This window comes from Pauljensenia sp. 20925_1_25 (assembly GCF_041433955.1).
GTDB lineage: Bacteria > Actinomycetota > Actinomycetes > Actinomycetales > Actinomycetaceae > Pauljensenia.
Genome location: NZ_JAPWCL010000020.1, coordinates 21,850 through 41,604, shown reverse-complemented (window position 1 = coordinate 41,604; position 19,755 = coordinate 21,850). Strand labels below are relative to the sequence as shown.

Here is a 19,755-nt window from a genome sequence, read left to right as displayed (position 1 = left end):
TTTGTTGGCGATGGCCTCACATGTCAGCGTATCGGAGGCTGTGTGCCCTTATTTATCCGACCAGCTGGTCATGTCTGTAGATGATGCTGATCATCGGCGGTCGCTTCTGGGACTAACGACCCTGAGCTGGTATTCCGCCAATGTTTATCCACAGGCCTGTGCACACTTGTGAATAAACTGTGTGAATAAGTCTTTCACACAATCGGTCAGAAGTTTGAAATCTGACCTAATAAACCTTTAGTTACGAGCAGTTTTGCAATAGTTGCCACTATTTCACACTTGCTTTGAAACCGCTAAAATTGGCCTGATTCATCCCTTATACGCACAACAGGAGAACGCTGTGCATATCAACGACACATGGTCAAAGGCTTCGAGGCCAGCCCAGCTGCTTGCCATGTTGGTGACGACCGCTCTCGTCATCCTTGGCGTGACGTCGCTGCCCACATATGCGGCCGCCCCCACCCTCAAACTTGCAATCAACGCCGACGAGGACTCCTACCTGTCAGGCGTCGAACAACGCTACGTCGTCGAGTTTTCCTGCGCCTCCACCACAGAGGACTGCCTGAACTCGGTCGTGACCATCACGCTGCCGCACACGATCACTCCCGCAGGTGACTCCAACCCCGACTCGGCTCCCGACGGCATCAACCCCACGGCCACCGTCGGCAACAAGGTCGTTACTCCCGAGATCAAGCGGACGTGGCCCGACTATCAGACCAAGGGTGGTACCACTATCCAGATGCGCGACAAGGTCGGCACCTCCACGAGCGTCGGCACCCACAAAAACGAGGCCGACATCTCCGCGACCGAACCCGAGTACGCGCTGACCTTCAAGTCGACGACCATCTGCTTCTACGGCTCCACCGACGACAGCTTCGCGGTCTACGACATGCGCCGCCGCCAGGGTTGAGCCTGATTCAGCCTGAGCCTCGACGAGGTCGTGGCTGAGTGAGGGGCGGGTACTTCGGTACCCGCCCCTTTGGCGTGCCCGGGTGGCGCTGCCGGTGCTCCCGGGCGCCTTCGGGCCGGGTCGCTGTATGTGTCCGTGGGCGGCGGCCCGCCCGCTCGCCGTCCGCGCCGCGAGCTTCGCTCGGCGCGTCGGCTCGTTGTCCGGCTAGGCCCTGCCGCCGCCCACGGACACCGCGGTCATCCCTCCGGGTCCTGCGGCACCCTCTGCACTGCGGGCTCACGTGGTTTCGTGTGTGGCGGACCCAGGCGGGAGGATACTGATCAGGACAGTGGGGATTGTTCTACGCGAGGTGTCCGGTAAGGCCTCTCCGGGGCCTCTGCAGGCCTTTTGGAGCCGAGGCGGGTACGAGTCCATGTCGGGGTGTGATCGGGCCTCACAGGCGCATACAGAAGCGCCCGGGGCCGTAGCCCCGGGCGCACTAGCAGCAATAAGATGTGAGCTTAGCGAACCCAACGCAACGCGTTCGGTCGCAGCATGAACGGCGACAGGATCAGCGTGGAACCCAGGCCGACACTGCAACCGCCCAGCACGTCCGTCACCCAGTGGACACCCAGGTACAGACGCGTCACGCAGATAAACGCGATGAAGACGACCGCGGCGACCCACAGCAGGTGACGAATCTCGCGCCCGACGCGCGTCATCGTCATCACCATCACGAGGGAGACCACCAGCGCCGTGACGACCGTCGCGTGACCCGACGGGAAGGAGTAGCCGTCCTCAGTGATCAAGCGGTACGCCTCTTCGGGGCGGGGACGCTCGTACAGGTGCTTAATCACGAAGCTATTCGCAGCCGAGAGCACAACTGACGACAGGACGTAGAGCGCGTGCACGACCTTCTTGGCGAACCACCAGACGGCGGCCGCGACCACCAGCGCCAAGACGATGGCGCGCTTTGGATCAAACAGCCAGGACGCGCCCGTCATGAACGTATTCATCGCGGGAGAGCGTGACTCGATGAAGTTGGACCACACGGCGGTGTCGATCGGCAGGGGATTTGTAATGAAATCACCGGCGATAGCAACCGCTACGACGAGAAGAGCCCCGACGATAACGGGGGGTGACAGAAGTCGACGAACAAGCATATGAAAATCCTACCGTAGTGTCAGTCATTCGCACCGTAGTCATACACCCAGCGCCCAGCCCGGCGCGAGAAACGCGAACGCTCACGCATCTGCCCGGTTTCTCCCGTTAGCGCGTCCCGCCACGAGGCCACGAACGTGACGGTCCCCTCCTCGTCGGAAGGACCCCCGGCCTCGGCCCCAAGAATCTGCAGGCCGATCCACTGCGTTCCCTCGACCCAGTACGGGGGAGCGGGACGCGTGCGCGGGTGCCAGGTGCGGAACAGGTAGTTTTCGTCGCGCAGCGCGAACGCCGTGTAGCGCGAGCGCATGAGTGCCTCGGCGGTCGGCACCGCCTCGCCGTCCAGATAGCGCCCGCAGCATTGCGCGAGCAGCGCCCCCGACCCGCATGGGCAGATACGAGGACGGGGAGAGTCAGTGCCGGACGCGCCGGTGGGAGTGGGGAAGATCACGCCTGGTCGCCCAGGGACGCCAGCCAGCGCTCCGCGTCCAGGGCGGCGCGGCAGCCGGAGCCAGCCGCCGTGATGGCCTGACGGTACGTGTGGTCCACGGCATCGCCGCACGCGAACACGCCCGCCACGGACGTGCGCGTCGATGGCTCGTCGACCGTAATGTAGCCGGCCTCGTCGAGGGCGACCTGGCCGCGCAGGAAGCCCGTGCGGGGCAGGTGGCCGATCGCAACGAAGACGCCGTCCACGGCGATTTCACGGGTGGATTCGTCCACTGTGGACGCCAGGCGCAGGCCGGTCACGGCCTCGTCACCGAGGACCTCGGCGACGGTCGCGTTCCACTCGAAGGAGATCTTCGGGTTATTCAGGGCGCGCTCAGCCATGACTCGCGAGGCACGCAGGGCGTCGCGGCGGTGCACGACGACGACCTCAGAGGCAAAGTTCGTCAGGAACGTCGCCTCCTCCATCGCGGAGTCGCCGCCGCCGATGACGGCCAGGCGACGATCCTTGAAGAAGAAGCCGTCGCAAGTCGCGCAGTAGGAGACGCCGCGGCCGGAGAACTCCTCCTCGCCAGGCACGTTCATGTGACGGTACTCCGAGCCGGTGGCCAGGATGACGGCGCGCGCGTAGAAGACCTCGTCCTCGGTCGCCACGGCCTTCACGTCGCCCTCGAAGTTGACGGCGACGACATCCTCGTAGCGCACGTCCGCGCCGAACTTCTCGGCCTGCTCGCGCATGTTGTCCATGAGCTCGGGACCCTGAATGCCCTCCGGGAAACCGGGAAAATTCTCGACCTCGGTCGTGGTCATGAGCGCGCCACCCGCGGCCAGCTGACCGGCCAGCACGATGGGGGCGAGGCCGGCGCGCGCCGTGTAGACCGCAGCCGTGTAACCGGCCGGACCCGAGCCGATGATGACGACGTCGTGGACGGTGGCGTCCTCGGGGACCTCGACCGAGGGGATCGAGGCGTCGACGGGAGCGGCGGCCTCGGTAGGTTCGGCCGTCACGAGGCCCGGAATCGTCACGAAAGACATGTACCCTCCTTCAGGGTTTACTGGACGGTGAGCTCGGAGATCCACGCCCAGTTGCGTCCGTCCTGACCCTTGGGCATCGAGCGGAACTGCAGCGCAATCGAGTCGGTCTCGACAGGCTGGGGCAGTGTAATCGTCGTCGTCGGGGACAACGACGAGGTGGCCAGTTCTGTTCCCTCGCGCGGCTTCGTCGGATCGGTGACGTTACGCACGACGAGCTCGCCGCCGGAGGTGGCTGAATCCATGTGCAGGGTCACCGAGGACACGGTGGCCTTCTGCTGCAGCTTGACGACGATAGTCACGGAGGTGTCGTCGCGGAACTGATTGTTATCAAACCAGCGCGAACTCCACGACGTCGACGGGTTCGAGTCGATCATGTTGATCGCGCGGTCCGGGTGGTCGCCGTCGTCGTTGTTCCACGACAGGACCTGCACGGAGGAGATCACGGGCGTCACGGAGGGCGCGGGCGGGGGAGTGGTCGTCAGGTTCGGCGCGGGCGTGTTGTCAGACTGCACCTGCGTGGTAGCCTCGCGCAGCGACTGTGCCAGATTGAGGTCGGTGACCGGGCGGGTCGCCATCCACGGACCCCAGATCGCGCCGAAGAGGAACACGATGGCACCGAAGATCAGCGCGGGCCTCGTCGGGTCGATGAGGTGATCGGAACTCTCGGCTGTCTTCTTCTCGTCTGACGAGGTCGGGGCAGCCTCAGCGGCCTGCTGCTCGGCTTGGGCGGCTGCCTGGGCGGCCACAGCGGCGGTGATCGGGGGGATCACTGCCGTGGCGTCAGCGGGGGCGTGAGTGCCGTCAGGGATCTTCGCAGAGGCGGGTGGCTCGGGTGCGAGCGGCTGGATGCGCGGGATCTGGTGGGTTGAGGGTGCGTCGGTAAGCGGCTCCGGGTGTGGGAAGTCCGTCTGGAAGGCGGCCCCCTCGCGTTCGTAGCCGCTGGCGGTGGACTTGGGTGGCGTGGGAGCGACCGGGAAGGCGGTGGCGGGAACCTCGGCCGCGTCCGCGGCCTTGTCACTCACCGGCTTGACGCCGACCTCAGCCGAGGTCTCGGGGATCGGCTGCGCGCTGGCGGCATCCGTCGCTTCAGCGACGGCATCGACAGCGGGCGCGACCACTGCCTCGATGAAACCCGGGTTCACGGCAGGAGCCTGCGTCGCGGGTGCGATGGCCGGAGCTACGACGGGCGCGGGGGTCGGCAGAGCATCTGGAATTGGCGGAACGGAGGCGTCTTCCGAGGCGGGGGAGGGACTCGCCGGAGGCACAGGGATCGGCGAGGGGTCAACGACCTCGTCGAACGACGGCATCTTCTTCTCGTCGCCGGTCGGTTCAGGCGTGGGGGCCATCGCTTCCTCCGTCTGGTCGGGTGTGTTTGACACCATTATCGCAGCTCCGTCAGCGGTCGGCGTGGAAGACGCTGCCAGGATGTTCACCACAGAGGCGGGGACGCGCAGGCGGGTCAGGAGGGGGCGCATCATCGTCGCGGATTCGCGCGGAGAAACGAAGCGCAGGAACAGCAGGTACACGAAGCCGGTGATTGCCGAGACGATGGTCAGCTTGACAGCGGCGATACCCATGCGTGCCAGGGTCGAGGAAGTATCCGTGTGGATGCCCATCAGGGACAGGACACCGAATCCGACGATACCTGCCACGATGGCGGCCACCAGGAAGGACACGTAGGAGCGCAGCAGGCCCACTCGATCCACGTAACGGTTCTGGCGGGAAACCCACACGACAGCGATGATGCCCTGCGTGAGACGGCAGACCGTCTCGCCCAGGGACGCGGCAATAACCCACCAGCGCGCGCCGGTCATCGCGTACAGGGACCAGCCCACGATCACCTGGATGATCGTCGGGCCAATACCCATGAGGAACACGGGCTTGACGTCCTCGTAGGCGAAGAAGACGCGCTGGCTCATGAGGACCATGCCCGTGGAGGCGACGCCGGGCATCAGCGAAGTCAGGACGAGGGCGTAGGCTGTCACAGCCTCGGGATCCCCGCCCTTGGCGGCCATCGCGATCTCCATCATGGGCACCGAGCCGGCCATGAGCATGGCCGCGGCCACGAGGGTCAGCGACGTGATTGTGCGGACGCCCAGATGGTAGCTGTCGGCCACCGCACGGTCGTCGCCGTCGGCGACGGCACCGGCCATGCGCGTGAAGATTGCGGTCGTCAGGGACACGGTGATGAGCGACTGGGGGACCATGAAGATCATGAACGCCGTCGAATAGGCAAGGATGCCGACGACGCCGCCCTGGGTACCGTTGCGGCCGATGAAGCCGTCGGCCATCGCGGCCAGGTTGTTAGTCGACAGGACGCCGACCTGCGAGACGCCGAGGGTCGCGAACGTCCAGCCGGCCACGCGCGGCATCGAGCCGAAGGAAGTGCCGCGGAAGTGGAAGTCCAGCTTGAAAGAGATGCCCGCGCGACGCATCGGCCACAGCAGACACAGGGCCTGGCAGATGACGCCAAGGGTCGCCGAGCCAGCCAAAACCCAGAACTGGGCTGAGGTGATGTCGCCTGCGGGGATACCGCCGTTGGGGGCACCGCCCCAGATGCCCAGGAACAGGGCGAGGCCGGCGATGCCCACGACGTTGTTGACGACGGGTGCCCACATGTAGGGGCCGAAGATTTCGCGGGCGTTGAGGAGCTCACCGAGCAGGTTATACAGGCCGTAGAAGAAGAGCTGCGGCAGACACAGAAGCGCGAAGAGGATCGCGAGGTTACGGATGTCCTCGGTGTAGCCGGCGGCCGTGATGATGACGAGCAGGGGCGCGAGCACCATCGTGATGAAGGTGACGACGAACAGGACCGTGCCAGCGAGCGTCAGCAGGCGGTTAACGTAGGTGTCACCGTCGTTACGTCGCTTGATCGCGCCGACGATCTGGGGAACTAGCACCGCGTCGAAGATGCCGGAGGCAAGCAGGTTGAACACGGTGTTGGGCAGCGTGTTGGCGGTCTGGAAGGCCGCACCCACGCCACCTGCGGTGGCGCCGACTGCGGCGATCAGCATCGCGTTTCGGATAAAGCCGAGGATGCGCGACACCATGGTTCCCGACGCCATCAGCGCCGATGCCCTCAGGATCGATCGGCCTGGCGTTTTCGAGCTCATGGGGTCTCCTTCGTCGTGGCGGTCTTCGAGTCGGTGTTCTCGTCTGCGGTGTCCGAGGCCTTCTCTGGGTCCTCGGGGTGTGTCTCGGGGGCGGATGCCCCCTGGGGTGCCTCGGTTGAGCCGACGGGTTCGTCGGTACTCCCGGAAGCGGTGGAGGCCTCGGCCTTGCGCCTGGATCGCCCACGGATCGAACGCGTGATGCCGACGAGGAACAGGAGGCCGAAGAGCGCGGCGATAACCGCGGTGATTGCATCTTCCCAGCCGGCGCGCATGCGCACGAAAACGGTTTGTGAGTCGTCCAGGATGTGGCCGTCGGGGGTTGTGACCTTGTAAGTGACTTCGATGTCGCCACTGCCGATCGCGCCGACGGGCACTTCGACCGTGGTGGCACCACGCGCGGCCAGCAGCTGGGATTGCGCGGGGGTGGCACGCAGTCGCGGGTCGTCGGGGATGAGGGTGACGTCGACGCGTACCGGCCAGTCCAGGTTGTTACGGATCAGGACGGGGAAGTTCGCGGACTTGTTGATCAGGTTGACCGCCGAGGAAGGTTCAACGGTCACCGAGGATAGCATGGTCGTCACTTGGCTGGTCATGGCGGTCGCGGAGTCCAGCTGCTCGGAGGGGGTGCGCCCGGCAGTTAATGCCGGAAGGACCTGGGGCGTGACCGAGTCGAAGACCGCGTCGGGGTCGTCCGTTGCGTTCGCCAGCGGAATGAGGAGCGTCAGCGAGGTCGACATCTCGGTGATGGCGCTCGCCGTGTCGTCAGCGAGGGTGCCCGTGCCGACGGTGGCGCGCTCGACGTCCGTGGGTTCGCTGGTGGCCATGTCCGTGAAGCTCGTGGCGGTGACCCAGCGCGGCGAGAAGAGCGCGCTGGCGCGGCTGGAGAGGCGGTCGTTGATGGTGGTTCCGCGCGCTGCCGTCGCGAACAGGGTGCGCGAGGAAGAGGGGCGTTCGCGCGCGATGATCGCCGTGATGGCGGTGAGGGCCTGCTCTGCGTCGAGCGCGTCGCCGCCGGAAGCATTCCACGACAGGATCGAGGAGATGTCTGCCTGCTGGGCGAGGACGTGCGCGCCCGTCCCGTTTGTCGAGGTCTCACCGGTCGTCGGGTTGACGTTGACGCGCGCCATGGAGGTGAAGGGGACCTCGTCAGTGGGGGTCAGTGCCGAGGTCGGGGCGATGGCGATCTGGTCGGCCGCGGCGAAGTTGGACAGGAAGGTTGTGCCGAAGGTTGCGTCATCGGGCCAGCCGACGTTGCGCAGGATCGTAGGACCCGAGTCGGGCTTGGAAGTCATGGTTCCGCTCGGACCGGTCGCGGAGGGGGTCGGGTTGGGCGTCGCGGATGCCGACGGCGAGGCCGTGGGGGATGTCGACGGGGTCGCGGAGGGACTCGGAGCGCCGGGATTGTGGGCGTGACTCGGCGCGACCCAGCCGGCCGCGCGCGGCGTGCCCGGGAAAGCGTTGATGGATTCGGAGGCCAGGCCCCAGAAGCCGGTGTTGCCGGACAGTGCGAGGGCCCCGAGATCCGCATCGGCGTCGGGCAGCGCGATGATTTCGGAGGCGGTCGACATGAACGAGGACACGAAGGCCTCGGCCTGGAGGTCGCGCGAGCGCTGCGCCGGGTCGGTCGCGGTGGGCGCGGGCGTCGGTGCGGCGGAGGCGGACGGACTCGGCGAGGCCGTGGGGGCGTCGGACTGCCCCGACTGCTCCGACTGTCCCTCCGACTGCGCCTCATCCTCGGTTGCGGACGCGGATGGGGTGGGGCTGTGCTTGGTCGTGGGCTGGGGGCCGCGAGGGATCAGGAGAGGATCGACGGCGAGGGTGACGCCCGAGGTTCCGGCCAGGGTCAGGACCGCGGAACGCTCGGCCTGAGTTGATGCGGCGTTTCCTGAGGTCCAGGGAACCACCGCGGACACACGGGAGGGGGCGACCTGTGCGCCGGAGTCCCACACGAGGATTGTGCGGTCCTTGCCGGAGAAGTCGCCGGAGGTCGCAGTGACGGTCGTGATGCGAGGCCCCCACTCCTCGGTGTCGGTCAGCGGCAGGGAGGAGGTGGGGATACGAATCTCAAAAGGTGTGGTCACGCTGCGGCGTACGTCGGTCAGCGTCGAGGAAGCGACGTGCGTGGCGTCGGGTTCGTCCTCGCTGAGCTGTGTCGTCATCGACGAAACAGAGATGGGTGTCTCGTTAGCAACGAACACATCGACGGAGACAGAGGCCAGCGTCGTCGGCGAATCGTTGCGGATCGTGCCAGAAATAACCACTTCTTCCTCGTTCGTAATGATCCGAGGCGACAGAGAGTCAATCGATACCGAGAGTCCCGAATCTGCGGACACAGTACCCATCACGGAGGGGCGCGACTGATCCTGCGCGGACGTCGCCGAATGTACGGGAATTGCCCCGGCCTCGTGAACGGAGAGACCGAGCGGAATCATCAGCGCCGCGCACAGGGCGGCGACCCACCTGCCGCGCCTAGCCACGGCTATCCCGATACAGCAGGTCGAGGGCGATGCGCACGATGCGGCGTTCGTTGGGGTAGGCCAGCTGACGCGACACGTCGCGCAGGGGAACCCATGCGGCGGCCTCGGCCTCATGATCAGGATCTCCATCGACGGTGATCGTACCGGACTCGTAGTCCATTAGGTAGTGGTGAACGACCTTGTGGACGCGGCGGTCGTTGCCGGAAAACCAGTAGTCGATCGACGCCAGGTGGCGAATGATGCGCCCGTGGATGCCGGTTTCCTCGGCGACCTCGCGCAGCGCCGCCTGCTGCGGGGTCTCGGAACCCTCCAGGTGACCCTTGGGCAGGCACCACTCGATACGCCCCGCTCGATTGCGTCGCGCGATAAGCGCTGCATAGGGAATTCCGTCACGCACGTCCACGACAATACCGCCCGCGCTGGTTTCTGCGGAAATCGGCAGGTGAGAGCGGCCCGCGCGCATGGAAGCAGACCGACGCGGGGGTCTCGGAACCCCGGATCGGCGGTCAACTGAACGTGCAGGCATGACTCCACTTTAGCCGGTGGGCGGCCCCCGGTAGTCGGCTAGGGCGCTTTCCTGGCATGCTTAGAGGCGATGAGTACCCAGTCAGCTTCCCCGATCAACGGCCCCGTGACCCCGCAAAACGCCGGAACGACGGACATTCCTACCCTCATGGCCAACGCCACGAAGACATTCGCGGCACTCCCGCCCGCAATTATGGAACTCGGCACGATTTTTGACGAGGCCGGGGAGGAACTCGCGCTCGTTGGTGGACCGGTGCGCGATGCTTTCCTGGGTGTGACTCCGCACGACTTTGACATGACGACCTCCGCGCGTCCCGAGCGCACCGAGGAACTGCTGGCCCAGTGGGGCAACGCGACATGGGACATCGGCAAGGAGTTCGGCACGATCGGCGGGCGCCGCGGCGACGTGGTCGTTGAAGTGACGACGTATCGCACCGACGAGTACGAGATCGGGTCGCGCAAGCCTGAGGTGACCTTCGGCGACACGCTCGAAGGCGATCTGACGCGCCGCGACTTTACGGTCAACGCGATGGCGATGCGCCTGCCGCAGATGGCCCTGGTCGACCCCTGCGGCGGCCTGGCGGACCTCGCGGACGGCAACCTGCGCACCCCCGTGTCCGCCGAGCAGTCCTTCGACGACGACCCGCTGCGCATCATGCGCGCCGCGCGCTTTAGCGCCCAGCTGGGCCTCGACGTGGACCTGGACGTCATGAACGCCATGGAAACCATGGCCTCGCGCCTGGAGATCGTGTCCGCTGAGCGCATCCGCGCCGAACTCGAGCGCCTCATCATCTCGCCCTACCCGCGCCGCGGCATCGAGCTGATGGTGCACACGGGCGTCGCCGATATCGTCCTGCCCGAGGTCGCCGCACTGGTCTCCACGGTTGACGAGCACAAGCGCCACAAGGACGTCTACGAGCACACCCTCACCGTCGTCGAGCAGGCCATGGACCTGGAGACCGGCCCGGACGGCCCCGTGCCCGCCCCCGATTTCGTCCTGCGCTTCGCGGCACTCATGCACGACGTCGGCAAGCCGGCGACCCGCCGCTTCGAGAAGAACGGCACCGTGTCCTTCCACCACCACGAGATCGTGGGCGCGAAGATGACGCGCAAGCGCATGAAGGCCCTGCACTTCGACAAGGCGACAATCGAGGCCGTGTCCACGCTGGTCGCGCTGCACCTGCGTTTCCACGGCTACGGCGAGGCCGCATGGTCCGACTCCGCAGTGCGCCGCTACGTGGCCGACGCGGGCGACCTCCTCGAACGCCTCCACCGCCTCACGCGCGCCGACTGCACGACCCGCAACCGTCGCAAGGCCAACTTCCTGTCGGCGGCCTACGACGACCTCGAGGCCCGTATCGCCGCCCTGCGCGAACAGGAGGAACTCGACGCGATCCGCCCCGACCTCGACGGTGACCAGATCATGGACATCCTGGGGCTTCGCCCCTCGCGCGCCGTCAAGATCGCCCGCGACTACCTGCTGGAGCTGCGCATGGAGCGCGGACCGCTGGGCGAGGAGGCAGCCCGCGAGGCGCTCCTAGCGTGGTGGGCCTCGGACGACGTGCGCGCCCTGGCCGAGGAATACCAGGCGCAGCAAGCCCGCTGGGAAGCAAAGGTCGCCGAAAAGAAGGCCCGTAAGGCCGCCGCGAAGGCCGCCCGACAGGCCCAGGACTAGACCCCGCAGACCCCGCGCACAGCCCCGCCGAGACGTAAGTGCGCCGGTGGCGCGGCGGTGAGCGGCCTCGTCAGTGGAGCGGGCGCGACCATCCTCACGCCCGCGCGCGGTGCACCCCCACCTGCCACGGACGTACTCTGGTGACAACTGACCTATACGTTAGGAGAGTCACCGCATGAGCACGTTTACCCCCGAGAAGGCCTCCGCTGACATCGGCGTGTACGGCCTGGGAGTCATGGGCGCGAACCTCGCCCGCAACCTGGCTCGCAACGGCTACGCGACCGCCGTCTTTAACCGCACGCCCGCGCGCACCGACAAGCTCATGGCCGAGCACGGGGACGAGGCCACCTTCGTGCCCGCCTCCACGCTCGAGGACTTCGTCGCATCGCTTCGCACCCCGCGCGTCGCCATCATGATGGTCCAGGCCGGCCCCTCGACCGACGCCGTCATGGGCCAGCTCGCCGACCTCATGGACGAGGGCGACATCATCGTCGACTGCGGTAACTCCCTGTTCACCGACACGATCCGCCGCGAGAAATGGGCCGCCGAGCGCGGCCTGCACTTCGTGGGCGCAGGCGTCTCAGGCGGCGAGGAGGGTGCCCTGTGGGGTCCCTCCATCATGCCCGGCGGCACCCCGGCCTCGTACGACCGCCTCGGCCCCATGTTCGAGGCCATCGCCGGCACCTACGACGGCGTGCCCTGCTGCACGTACATCGGCGCGAACGGCGCCGGCCACTTCGTGAAGATGGTGCACAACGGCATCGAGTACGCGGACATGCAGGTCATCGCCGAGGCCTACACCCTCCTGCGCGAGGGCCTGGGCGCGACGCCGGCCGAGATTGCCGACATTTTCGCCGCCTGGAACGAGGGCGAGCTCAACTCCTACCTCATGGAGATCACCGTCGAGGTCCTGCGCCAGGTGGACGCCGAAACCGGTCGTCCGCTCGTCGATCTCATCGTGGACGCCGCCTCCCAGAAGGGCACCGGTAAGTGGACGGTGCAGACCGCCCTCGACCTGGCCGTGCCCGTCACCGCTATCGGCGAGGCGACCTTCGCGCGCGGCGCATCCTCCGAGCCGGCCCAGCGCGCAGCCGGGCAGACGCTCGCGGGCAACGCCTCCGCGCTCGTCATCGAATCGGACGAGGCCCGGGCTGCGTTCATCGAGGACGTGCGCCAGGCGCTCTTCGCCTCCAAGATCGTCGCCTACTCGCAGGGCTTCGACGAGATCGAGGCCGGGGCTTCCGAGTACGAGTGGGGCATCGACAAGGGTGCCCTGGCTCGCATCTGGCGCGCGGGCTGCATCATCCGCGCCGCCTTCCTCGACGACATCACCCGCGCCTACGAGGCCGACCCGGATCTGCCGCTGCTGCTGGCCGCAGAGCCGTTTGCGACCCGCTTCCAGGAGTGCACGCCCGCGCTGCGCCGCGTCGTGTCCCAGGCGGCCCTCGCCGGCGTTCCGATCCCCGTGTTCGCCTCGTCCCTGGCCTACTTCGACCAGATCCGCGCGACGCGCCTGCCTGCCGCCCTCATCCAGGGCCAGCGCGACTTCTTCGGCTCCCATACCTACCGCCGGGTAGACAAGGAGGGTGTGTTCCACACCCTGTGGGCGCTCGATGGTCGTCCCGAGGAACAGTGGTCCTGATCAGGGGGCACTGACGGAAAAACATCCGGGGGTGGGTACGCTATCACGCGCACCCACCCCCAACGTGTTTGTGCCCATTCCGTGGTGAACTTTCAGGAAACACGGTTAACCTAGAGGTACAACAATCCGCTGAAAGGGCGAACACGTGGCGACTAGCAACGGAAAGAACAACGGGAACGGCAACGTCGAACCGGGCAGCCAGAGCGCGTCCGGGCAGGAACACCTGCCCCCGCGTCGCCCGTCGCACTCTGCGCATGCCTCCGGCTCATCGACGAAGGCCGCCACGGCCTCGTCGAGTGACAAGAAGGGTCCCAAGAAGAAGCGTTTCCGCTGGGCCAAGCGCATCGGCTTTGGAATCCTGACCGTCTTCCTGGGATTTTTTATCATCGGCATGGCCGTGTTTCTGTACCTGTACAACACGCTCAGCGTGCCCGCGCCGGCTGACCTGGCGCTCGCGCAGAAGACGACCGTCTACTACGCGGACGGCACGACCGAGATGGGTAGCCTCGGCGAGATCAATAGGCAGATCATCGACACGACCAAGCTTCCCGACTACGTGTCCAAGGCGATCGTCGCCTCCGAGGACCGCACGTTCTACACGAACTCCGGCGTTGACGTCAAGGGTATCCTCCGCGCGCTCGTCAACAATCTGCGCGGCGGAGCACGGCAGGGTGCATCGACCCTCACTCAGCAGTACGTTGAGCGATACTTCGTCGGTAAGACCACGGATACCTACGGTGGCAAGCTCAAGGAATCCGTGCTCGCGCTCAAGATCAACCGTGAAAAGTCCAAGGACGAGGTCATCGGTGCCTACATGAACACGATCTACTTCGGTCGTGGTGCCTACGGCATCGACGCTGCTGCGCAGGCCTACTTCGGCCATGGTGCAACCGACCTGACCCTGTCCGAGGCCGCGCTGATCGCTGCGGTTATTCCCGCACCCTCCGCGTGGGACCCCGCCATCAGCCCCGGGAAGGCGAAGGAGCGCTGGGAGCGCGACCTGAATCTCATGGTGGAGGACGGCTGGATCACGCAGGCCCAGAGGGATGCGGCGGTGTTCCCCGAGACGATTGACCCCGACACGCTCAACAGCGAGTCCATGTCCGGCACCAATGGCTACCTGATGGCACAGGTTAAGTCCGAGCTGCTGGCCTCCGGCCAGTTCGATGAGGACAAGATCAGCCAGGGCGGCCTGCGCATCACCTCTACGATCGTCAAGGACTACCAGGATGAGGCCGTCGAGGCCGCCGAGTCCATGAACAAGATCCGTGGCTGGGATCCCAAGTATCAGCACGTCGCACTGTCCTCCATGGACCCGGCCACTGGTGAGATCTTCGCTGAGTACGCGGGTCCGGATTTCGACGAGCGTCAGCAGAATGCGGTCACGCAGGACATCGCGATGGCGGGCTCGTCTTTCAAGCCCTTCGCCCTGCTGGCCAATGCGCGCCTGGGAGGCTCGGTGTATGACATCTATTCGGGTAAGTCGCCGCAGTACTTCGAAGGCCTGGATACGGCCGTCGCGAACGATGGTGGCTATTCCTTCGACAACGTGACGCTGGTGCGTGCAACCGAGTATTCGATGAATACGGCCTACGTGGCCCTTAACGACGACGTGGGGCCTAAGAACACCCTCCAGGCCGCGGTCGACGCGGGTATTCCCGAGGATACGTTTGGCCTGACCGATGAACTTCTGAACGTCCTGGGTTCGGCGTCCCCGCACAACATCGACTTGGCGACCGCTTACTCGACGATCGCGAACGGTGGCGAGCGCGTCAGCGCACACATCGTCAAGAAGGTCGAGGATTCCCGCAACAAGCTGCTCTTCAGCGGCGACGTGGATCCAGTCCGCGTGTTCGATGTCGAAGAGGTGTCGTCCATCATGCCGGCCCTCGAGGCCGTCACGAAGGGCGACGGTACCGCGAACAATGTCGACCAGGCGATTGATCGCCTGGTGACGGCGGGCAAGACCGGTACGTCTTCCGACCAGTTGTCGGCGCAGTTCATTGGTTTCGTGCCCGGCATGGTCACGGCCGTGTCCATGTACCAGTCGGATGAACTCGGTAACTCGGTGCCCCTGGACGACGTTGGTGGTCTCGACCAGTTCCATGGCGGCGACTGGCCGGTGGACGTGTGGATCAAGTACATGAAGCCTGTGACGAAGAATCTGCCGGGCAGCGACTTCACCTGGAAGGTCGATTCGAACCGTCCGGGTCAGAACTACTCGCCCATCCCGCTCCCCACCAGCACGATCGACACCCCGCAGTCTTCGAACGAGCCTGAGAACAATCCGATTCAGTCGGGAGTTCCCTCCGATGAGCCGACCAGGGATTCCAACAACGGGAACGGCAACGGAAACGGCAACGGGAACGGAAACGGCAACGGGAACGGAAACGGCAACGGGAACGGAAACGGGAACGGCGGCAACAACGGCGGCGGCAACAATGGTGGCGGCAACGGTGGAAACAACGGCGGCGGCAACAATGGTGGCGGCAACGGTGGAAACAACGGCGGCGGCAACAATGGTGGCGGCAACGGTGGAAACAACGGCGGCGGCAACAACGGTGGCGGCAACGGTGGAAACCACGGTGGCGGCAACGGCAATAACAACGGCGGCGCTAACGGTGGAAACAACGGCGGCGGCAACATTCGATGAGACTGCTACTGCCGCGTAGGTAGTCACATAGTGCGGGTCCCGAGGAGCTCCTCGGGACCCGCACTCGTACCTGTCGGAGGCCTGTGGGAGGCGCCTGAGCGCCCCTCGCGGCCCGCCGATACCTCTACGGGTATCCGCATGCGTGTCAGGCGCTCAGCGTGTGTTCTGTGGCTTCATTGCCGGATAGGAAATGACGGTGCGGATAGGTTACGAGCATGCGGATAGGCCAATAACCTATCCGCGAAGCCAGGACCTATCCGTGAGTGCACAACGTATCCGCATGAGCGTTCAACGGGGCCCAGCATGCGAGTGCACGGCAATGCCACCCGCCCCGCGCGCGACAAACAACGCGACAAACAAAAAGTTGGCCCCCACTCGTTCGAGCGGGGGCCAACCCTTCAGTCAATCAACCGATGCGTGAAGCCTTCACTTCTTGGCGATGACGCGGACGCGCAGGTTCGCGGACACCTCGGCGTGCAGGCCGACGGTCACCGTGTAGTCGCCGGCAGCCTTGATGGGCGAGGCGATGATGACGCGACGACGGTCAATGGTCTGGCCCAGCTGCTCCTTGACCGCGTCAGCGATCGCAGCAGCGGAGATAGCGCCGAAGAGGCGGCCGGAGTTGCCGACCTTCGCGGTGATCTCAACGACACCGGCCTGCAGCGTGTCGCGCACGGCGCGGGCGTCGTCGATCGTGGCGATCTCGTGACGGCGGCGGGCAGCGGCGATCTGGTCGATCTGCTTCTGGGCGCCAGCGGTCCACTTGGTGGCGAAGCCACGGGGGACCAGGTAGTTGCGGGCGTAGCCAGCCTTGACCTCGACGACCTCGCCGGCGTGGCCGAGCTTCGGAACGTCGTGGGTGAGGATCAGTTTCGTGGTAGCCATATCAGCTGTGTCCTTCCCTTATCAGCGGCCGGTCGTGGAGTAGGGCAGCAGAGCCATCTCGCGCGCGTTCTTCACGGCGCGAGCGATCTTGCGCTGCTCCTGCGTGGAGACACCGGTCACGCGGCGGGCGCGGATCTTGCCGCGGTCCGAGATGAACTTGCGCAGCAGAGCGGTGTCCTTGTAGTCGATCTTCTCGATCTTGGCCGACTTCAGCGGGTTGGCCTTCTTCTTGATGGGCTTGTTGCGAAGTTGGGGCTTCGCCATGATGGTCTCCTAGTGAATCCGGGCGGGCAATCCCGCCCCAAGCGTTGTGTCTTCGACGTGGCGCTATCCGGCAATGGGGCCGGGGCGCGCGACTTTAGAACGGGGGCTCGTCACCGAAGGACGTGGAGCCGCCGGAAGGGGCGGTGCGCCACGGGTCCTCGGGGGAGCCGCCGGTCGGGGCGCCGTAGTTGGCACCACCCTGGGCACCGTAGTTGGTGCCGCCCTGGCCGTATCCACCCTGCTGGCCGCCGCCGTAACCGCCGCCCTGGGAGGCTGCCTGCTGGTAGCCGCCCTGCTGCTGGCCGCGGTTGTCGGACTGGTAGCCTCCGCCACCGGAGGGGGCAGTGCGGGTGACCTGCGCGCGTGCGCGGCGCAGGGAGGGGCCGACCTCGTCGACCTGCAGCTCAACGACCGTGCGACGTTCACCCTGCTGGGTGTCGTACGAGCGCTGGGTGAGGCGACCCTGAACGATAACGCGCATGCCCTTGCGCAGCGACTCGGCGACGTTCTCTGCGGTCTCGCGCCACACGGAGCAGCGCATGAAGAGGGTGTCGCCGTCGCGCCACTCACCGGCGTTACGGTCGTAGGTTCGGGGGGTGGAGGCCACCGTGAAATCGGCGACCGCGGCACCGGACTGCGTCCACCGCAGTTCTGGGTCGGCGGTCAGGTTACCGATGACTGTGATGACGGTATCTCCGGCCATGTCGGCTCCTCGGGCTTAGGGGTGGTGTCGGCTCAGTGAGCGTCGGGGCGCAGGAGCTTCGTACGGAGAATGGTCTCGTCGATGCCCATGCGGCGGTTGATCTCGAGAGCGACCTCGGGGGTCGTGGTCATGTCGATGACGACGTAGATGCCCTCAGAACGCTTGAGGATGTCGTAAGCAAGGCGACGCTTGCCCCAGATGTCAACGTTCTCGACGGAGCCGCCATTGGCAGCCACGGGTGCCAGGTACTTCTCCATCGTGGGGGCGACGGTGCGCTCGTCGATCGAAGGATCGAGGATCACCATCAGTTCGTAGTTACGCACGTTGGTTCCCACCTCCTATGGTCTCTGCGGTCACGGACGGTCCGTGACAGGAGGGCGTTGCGTATGGCCCCTGGAGGGGCCTGCTGGGCCGTCCACGGGTGCGGACAGTCCAGCTGCTCATTCTACACGGGCGGAGGCCTGTTCGCCAGGGCGTTTCCGGTCACGACTGGGTTCTTGGGACGAGGCCGTGGCCGCTCAAGAGGGGCCGCTGAGCGCGCCGATGCCTCGATCGGGGGACGAGGCCCCGGCCGCCTCCGCTGGACACCCGCAGTAGCGCGAACCGGGCGTGAGGGGCGAAGCCCGCCCAGGCCTCGTCGAAGATCAGAGCTCAGAGTGTGCGCGCCGCGTACCCGTTGGTGAAGGCCCGCATACCCGTGTACACCGCGGAGTAGGCGAGCCAGACGAGCGCAAGGGCGAGCGCGGGGGAGCTGGCGAGCACGGAGGAGTGGGCGATAAGCCACAGGACGGGCGCGTACACGGCAAGGTTGAGGAGGGAGGCTGCGGCCAAGTAACGCCCGTGGCCCGCCCCGATGAGGATGCCGTCAAGGAGGAATACGTAGCCGGCGACGGGCTGGAAGAATGCGCTGACGATGATCGCGGTGGTCGCGTAGTCGATGACTGTCAAGTCGGTTGTGAAGATGCGGCTCATCCACGGTGCGGTGAGGGCGAGCACCACGCCGACGACCGCGCCGAAGCCGAGCCCCCAGCGGCTCAGGGTGCGCAGGAGTGGCTGCATGGCACCGCGCTGGCCCGTGCCCGACGCGAAGCCGGCCAGTGCTTGAGCGGCAATCGCGAGGGCGTCGAGGACGTAGGCGGCGAAGCTCCACAGGGTCCACACGATCTGGTGGGCGGCCAGGGCCTGGGTGGAGATCGACGTGACGGCGCTCAGGGTCGCGAGGAGAGCGACGCGCAGCGTGATCGTTCGGATAAGGAGTGGGGTCCCCTCGGCGGCCGAGGCGAAAAGTCCGTACATGGAGGGCTTGAGGCTCACACCCTCGCGGCGGGCCGCTCGCGCGATAATCCCGCCGAGAAAGAGCGCCATGAGCGTCTGCGTGAGCGCCGTACCCAGGCCGGATCCGGCGACCCCCAGCCCGAGCGGGTACATAAGCACCCAGTTCGCCACCGCATTGAAGGCCGCGCCCACAGAGGCCGCGATCAGCGGAGTGCGCGTGTCCTGGAGCCCGCGCAGGGTACCCGTGGCCGCCAGGACGACGAACATGCCGATCAAGCCCGGCGCTGAAGAGCGCAGGTAGGCCAGGGCGTGCGGCAAGGTCGCAGCGTCGGCACCCAGCCAGGTGAGCAGGGGAGAAGCGAAGGCAGCCAGGAGGATCGCGGCAACCGCGCCGATGCCTCCCGCCAGCCACATAGCCTCGATCCCTGAGCGCAGCGCCAGGTCACGCCGCCCCGCCCCCAGGTGACGCCCCGTCAGGGACGTCGTCGAATAGGCCAGGAAGATAAAAAGCCCAACCGCCGTGTTCAAGACCGTGGAAGCGACGCCCAGGCCCGCCAGCTGCGGCGTGCCCAGGTGGCCAACCATCGTCGAGTCGATGATCGTGAACAGCGGCTCGGCGATCAGAGCGCCCAGCGACGGCAAGGCCAGCGCGAGGATCTTGCCCGTCGTGATCGTCGGCATCGACGAGGCCGGGGTGGCCTCATCCGGGTCGCCCAACGTCTGGTTCACCCAGTCACGATTGCTGCTCATTACACGCTCCACTTCTTATCCACAACATGTGCACAGGCCTGTGGATAACTGTGCACATGGAAATTCTAGACGCCCCAATGAATCACAATGATGTGACTGTGATGAGCATATCTGCCCTGACAGGGCGGTCATTACTCTCTGTGCACAGGGATAATCGGCGTTGCGCACAGGTTATCCACAATATGTGCACATGCCCGTGCACAGCGCCGGTCGCGCGATTGACGACGACGCGTTAGTCTTCGCCTGACGGCTCTGTATCCA

15 protein-coding genes are annotated in these 19,755 nt (G+C 65.8%); 4 read left to right on the top strand and 11 right to left on the bottom strand.

Features of this window, described 5'->3' with window-relative positions:
- Positions 1–340: 340 nt before the first annotated feature.
- The gene (locus tag O3932_RS08790; protein WP_371537780.1) at positions 341–910 is read left to right on the top strand and encodes a hypothetical protein; all 570 of its coding nucleotides are present in this window, start codon (positions 341–343) and stop codon (positions 908–910) included.
- Between the two features lie 500 nt (positions 911–1,410).
- Here the strand turns inward: O3932_RS08790 and O3932_RS08785 are convergent, their stop codons facing one another.
- From O3932_RS08785 to O3932_RS08760, 6 genes are read right to left on the bottom strand one after another with little or no spacing between them, the layout of a single operon-like run.
- Positions 1,411–2,052, bottom strand: coding sequence for a phosphatase PAP2 family protein (locus O3932_RS08785; RefSeq protein ID WP_009648062.1), 642 nt, complete (start codon positions 2,050–2,052; stop codon positions 1,411–1,413).
- 20 nt (positions 2,053–2,072) lie between these two features.
- Positions 2,073–2,498: a YchJ family protein gene (locus tag O3932_RS08780; RefSeq protein ID WP_371537789.1), complete on the bottom strand. Its 426-nt coding sequence runs from the start codon at positions 2,496–2,498 to the stop codon at positions 2,073–2,075.
- Complete coding sequence (gene trxB, locus O3932_RS08775; RefSeq protein ID WP_371537778.1) at positions 2,498–3,532, bottom strand: thioredoxin-disulfide reductase; 1,035 nt, start codon at positions 3,530–3,532, stop codon at positions 2,498–2,500. Before trxB ends, O3932_RS08780 begins: the two co-directional genes overlap by 1 nt.
- A gap of 17 nt (positions 3,533–3,549) precedes the next feature.
- The gene (locus O3932_RS08770) at positions 3,550–6,645 is read right to left on the bottom strand and encodes a lipid II flippase MurJ (protein ID WP_315295383.1); all 3,096 of its coding nucleotides are present in this window, start codon (positions 6,643–6,645) and stop codon (positions 3,550–3,552) included.
- Complete coding sequence (locus tag O3932_RS08765) at positions 6,642–9,122, bottom strand: DUF6049 family protein (RefSeq protein ID WP_371537775.1); 2,481 nt, start codon at positions 9,120–9,122, stop codon at positions 6,642–6,644. The genes O3932_RS08770 and O3932_RS08765 overlap by 4 nt, the downstream gene beginning before the upstream one ends.
- A complete protein-coding gene (locus O3932_RS08760) occupies positions 9,115–9,585 on the bottom strand; it encodes an NUDIX hydrolase (RefSeq protein WP_291449890.1) in 471 nt (156 codons plus the stop codon). The genes O3932_RS08765 and O3932_RS08760 overlap by 8 nt, the downstream gene beginning before the upstream one ends.
- A gap of 210 nt (positions 9,586–9,795) precedes the next feature.
- On the opposite strand from O3932_RS08760, the gene O3932_RS08755 reads away from it, so the two are divergent.
- The 3 genes from O3932_RS08755 (at position 9,796) to O3932_RS08745 (ending at position 15,617) form a co-directional block, all read left to right on the top strand.
- Positions 9,796–11,322 (top strand): CCA tRNA nucleotidyltransferase, encoded by a 1,527-nt coding sequence (locus O3932_RS08755; protein ID WP_371537786.1) that lies wholly within the window; start codon positions 9,796–9,798, stop codon positions 11,320–11,322.
- Positions 11,323–11,497: 175 nt separating this feature from the next.
- On the top strand, positions 11,498–12,964 hold the full coding sequence (gndA, locus tag O3932_RS08750; protein ID WP_296502542.1) for an NADP-dependent phosphogluconate dehydrogenase: 1,467 nt from the start codon (positions 11,498–11,500) through the stop codon (positions 12,962–12,964).
- A gap of 145 nt (positions 12,965–13,109) precedes the next feature.
- The gene (locus tag O3932_RS08745; protein ID WP_371537771.1) at positions 13,110–15,617 is read left to right on the top strand and encodes a transglycosylase domain-containing protein; all 2,508 of its coding nucleotides are present in this window, start codon (positions 13,110–13,112) and stop codon (positions 15,615–15,617) included.
- Positions 15,618–16,043: 426 nt separating this feature from the next.
- Here O3932_RS08745 and rplI read toward each other — a convergent pair whose 3' ends face one another.
- From rplI to O3932_RS08720, 5 genes are all read right to left on the bottom strand, one after another.
- Positions 16,044–16,502: a 50S ribosomal protein L9 gene (rplI, locus tag O3932_RS08740; protein ID WP_371537768.1), complete on the bottom strand. Its 459-nt coding sequence runs from the start codon at positions 16,500–16,502 to the stop codon at positions 16,044–16,046.
- A 21-nt stretch (positions 16,503–16,523) separates the two neighbouring features.
- Positions 16,524–16,766: a 30S ribosomal protein S18 gene (gene rpsR, locus O3932_RS08735; protein WP_003791435.1), complete on the bottom strand. Its 243-nt coding sequence runs from the start codon at positions 16,764–16,766 to the stop codon at positions 16,524–16,526.
- 94 nt (positions 16,767–16,860) lie between these two features.
- Positions 16,861–17,469, bottom strand: coding sequence for a single-stranded DNA-binding protein (locus O3932_RS08730; protein WP_009647984.1), 609 nt, complete (start codon positions 17,467–17,469; stop codon positions 16,861–16,863).
- Between the two features lie 32 nt (positions 17,470–17,501).
- Positions 17,502–17,792: a 30S ribosomal protein S6 gene (gene rpsF / locus O3932_RS08725; RefSeq protein ID WP_009058013.1), complete on the bottom strand. Its 291-nt coding sequence runs from the start codon at positions 17,790–17,792 to the stop codon at positions 17,502–17,504.
- 328 nt (positions 17,793–18,120) lie between these two features.
- On the bottom strand, positions 18,121–19,494 hold the full coding sequence (locus O3932_RS08720; protein ID WP_314736580.1) for an MATE family efflux transporter: 1,374 nt from the start codon (positions 19,492–19,494) through the stop codon (positions 18,121–18,123).
- Between the last annotated feature and the right edge of the window lie 261 nt (positions 19,495–19,755).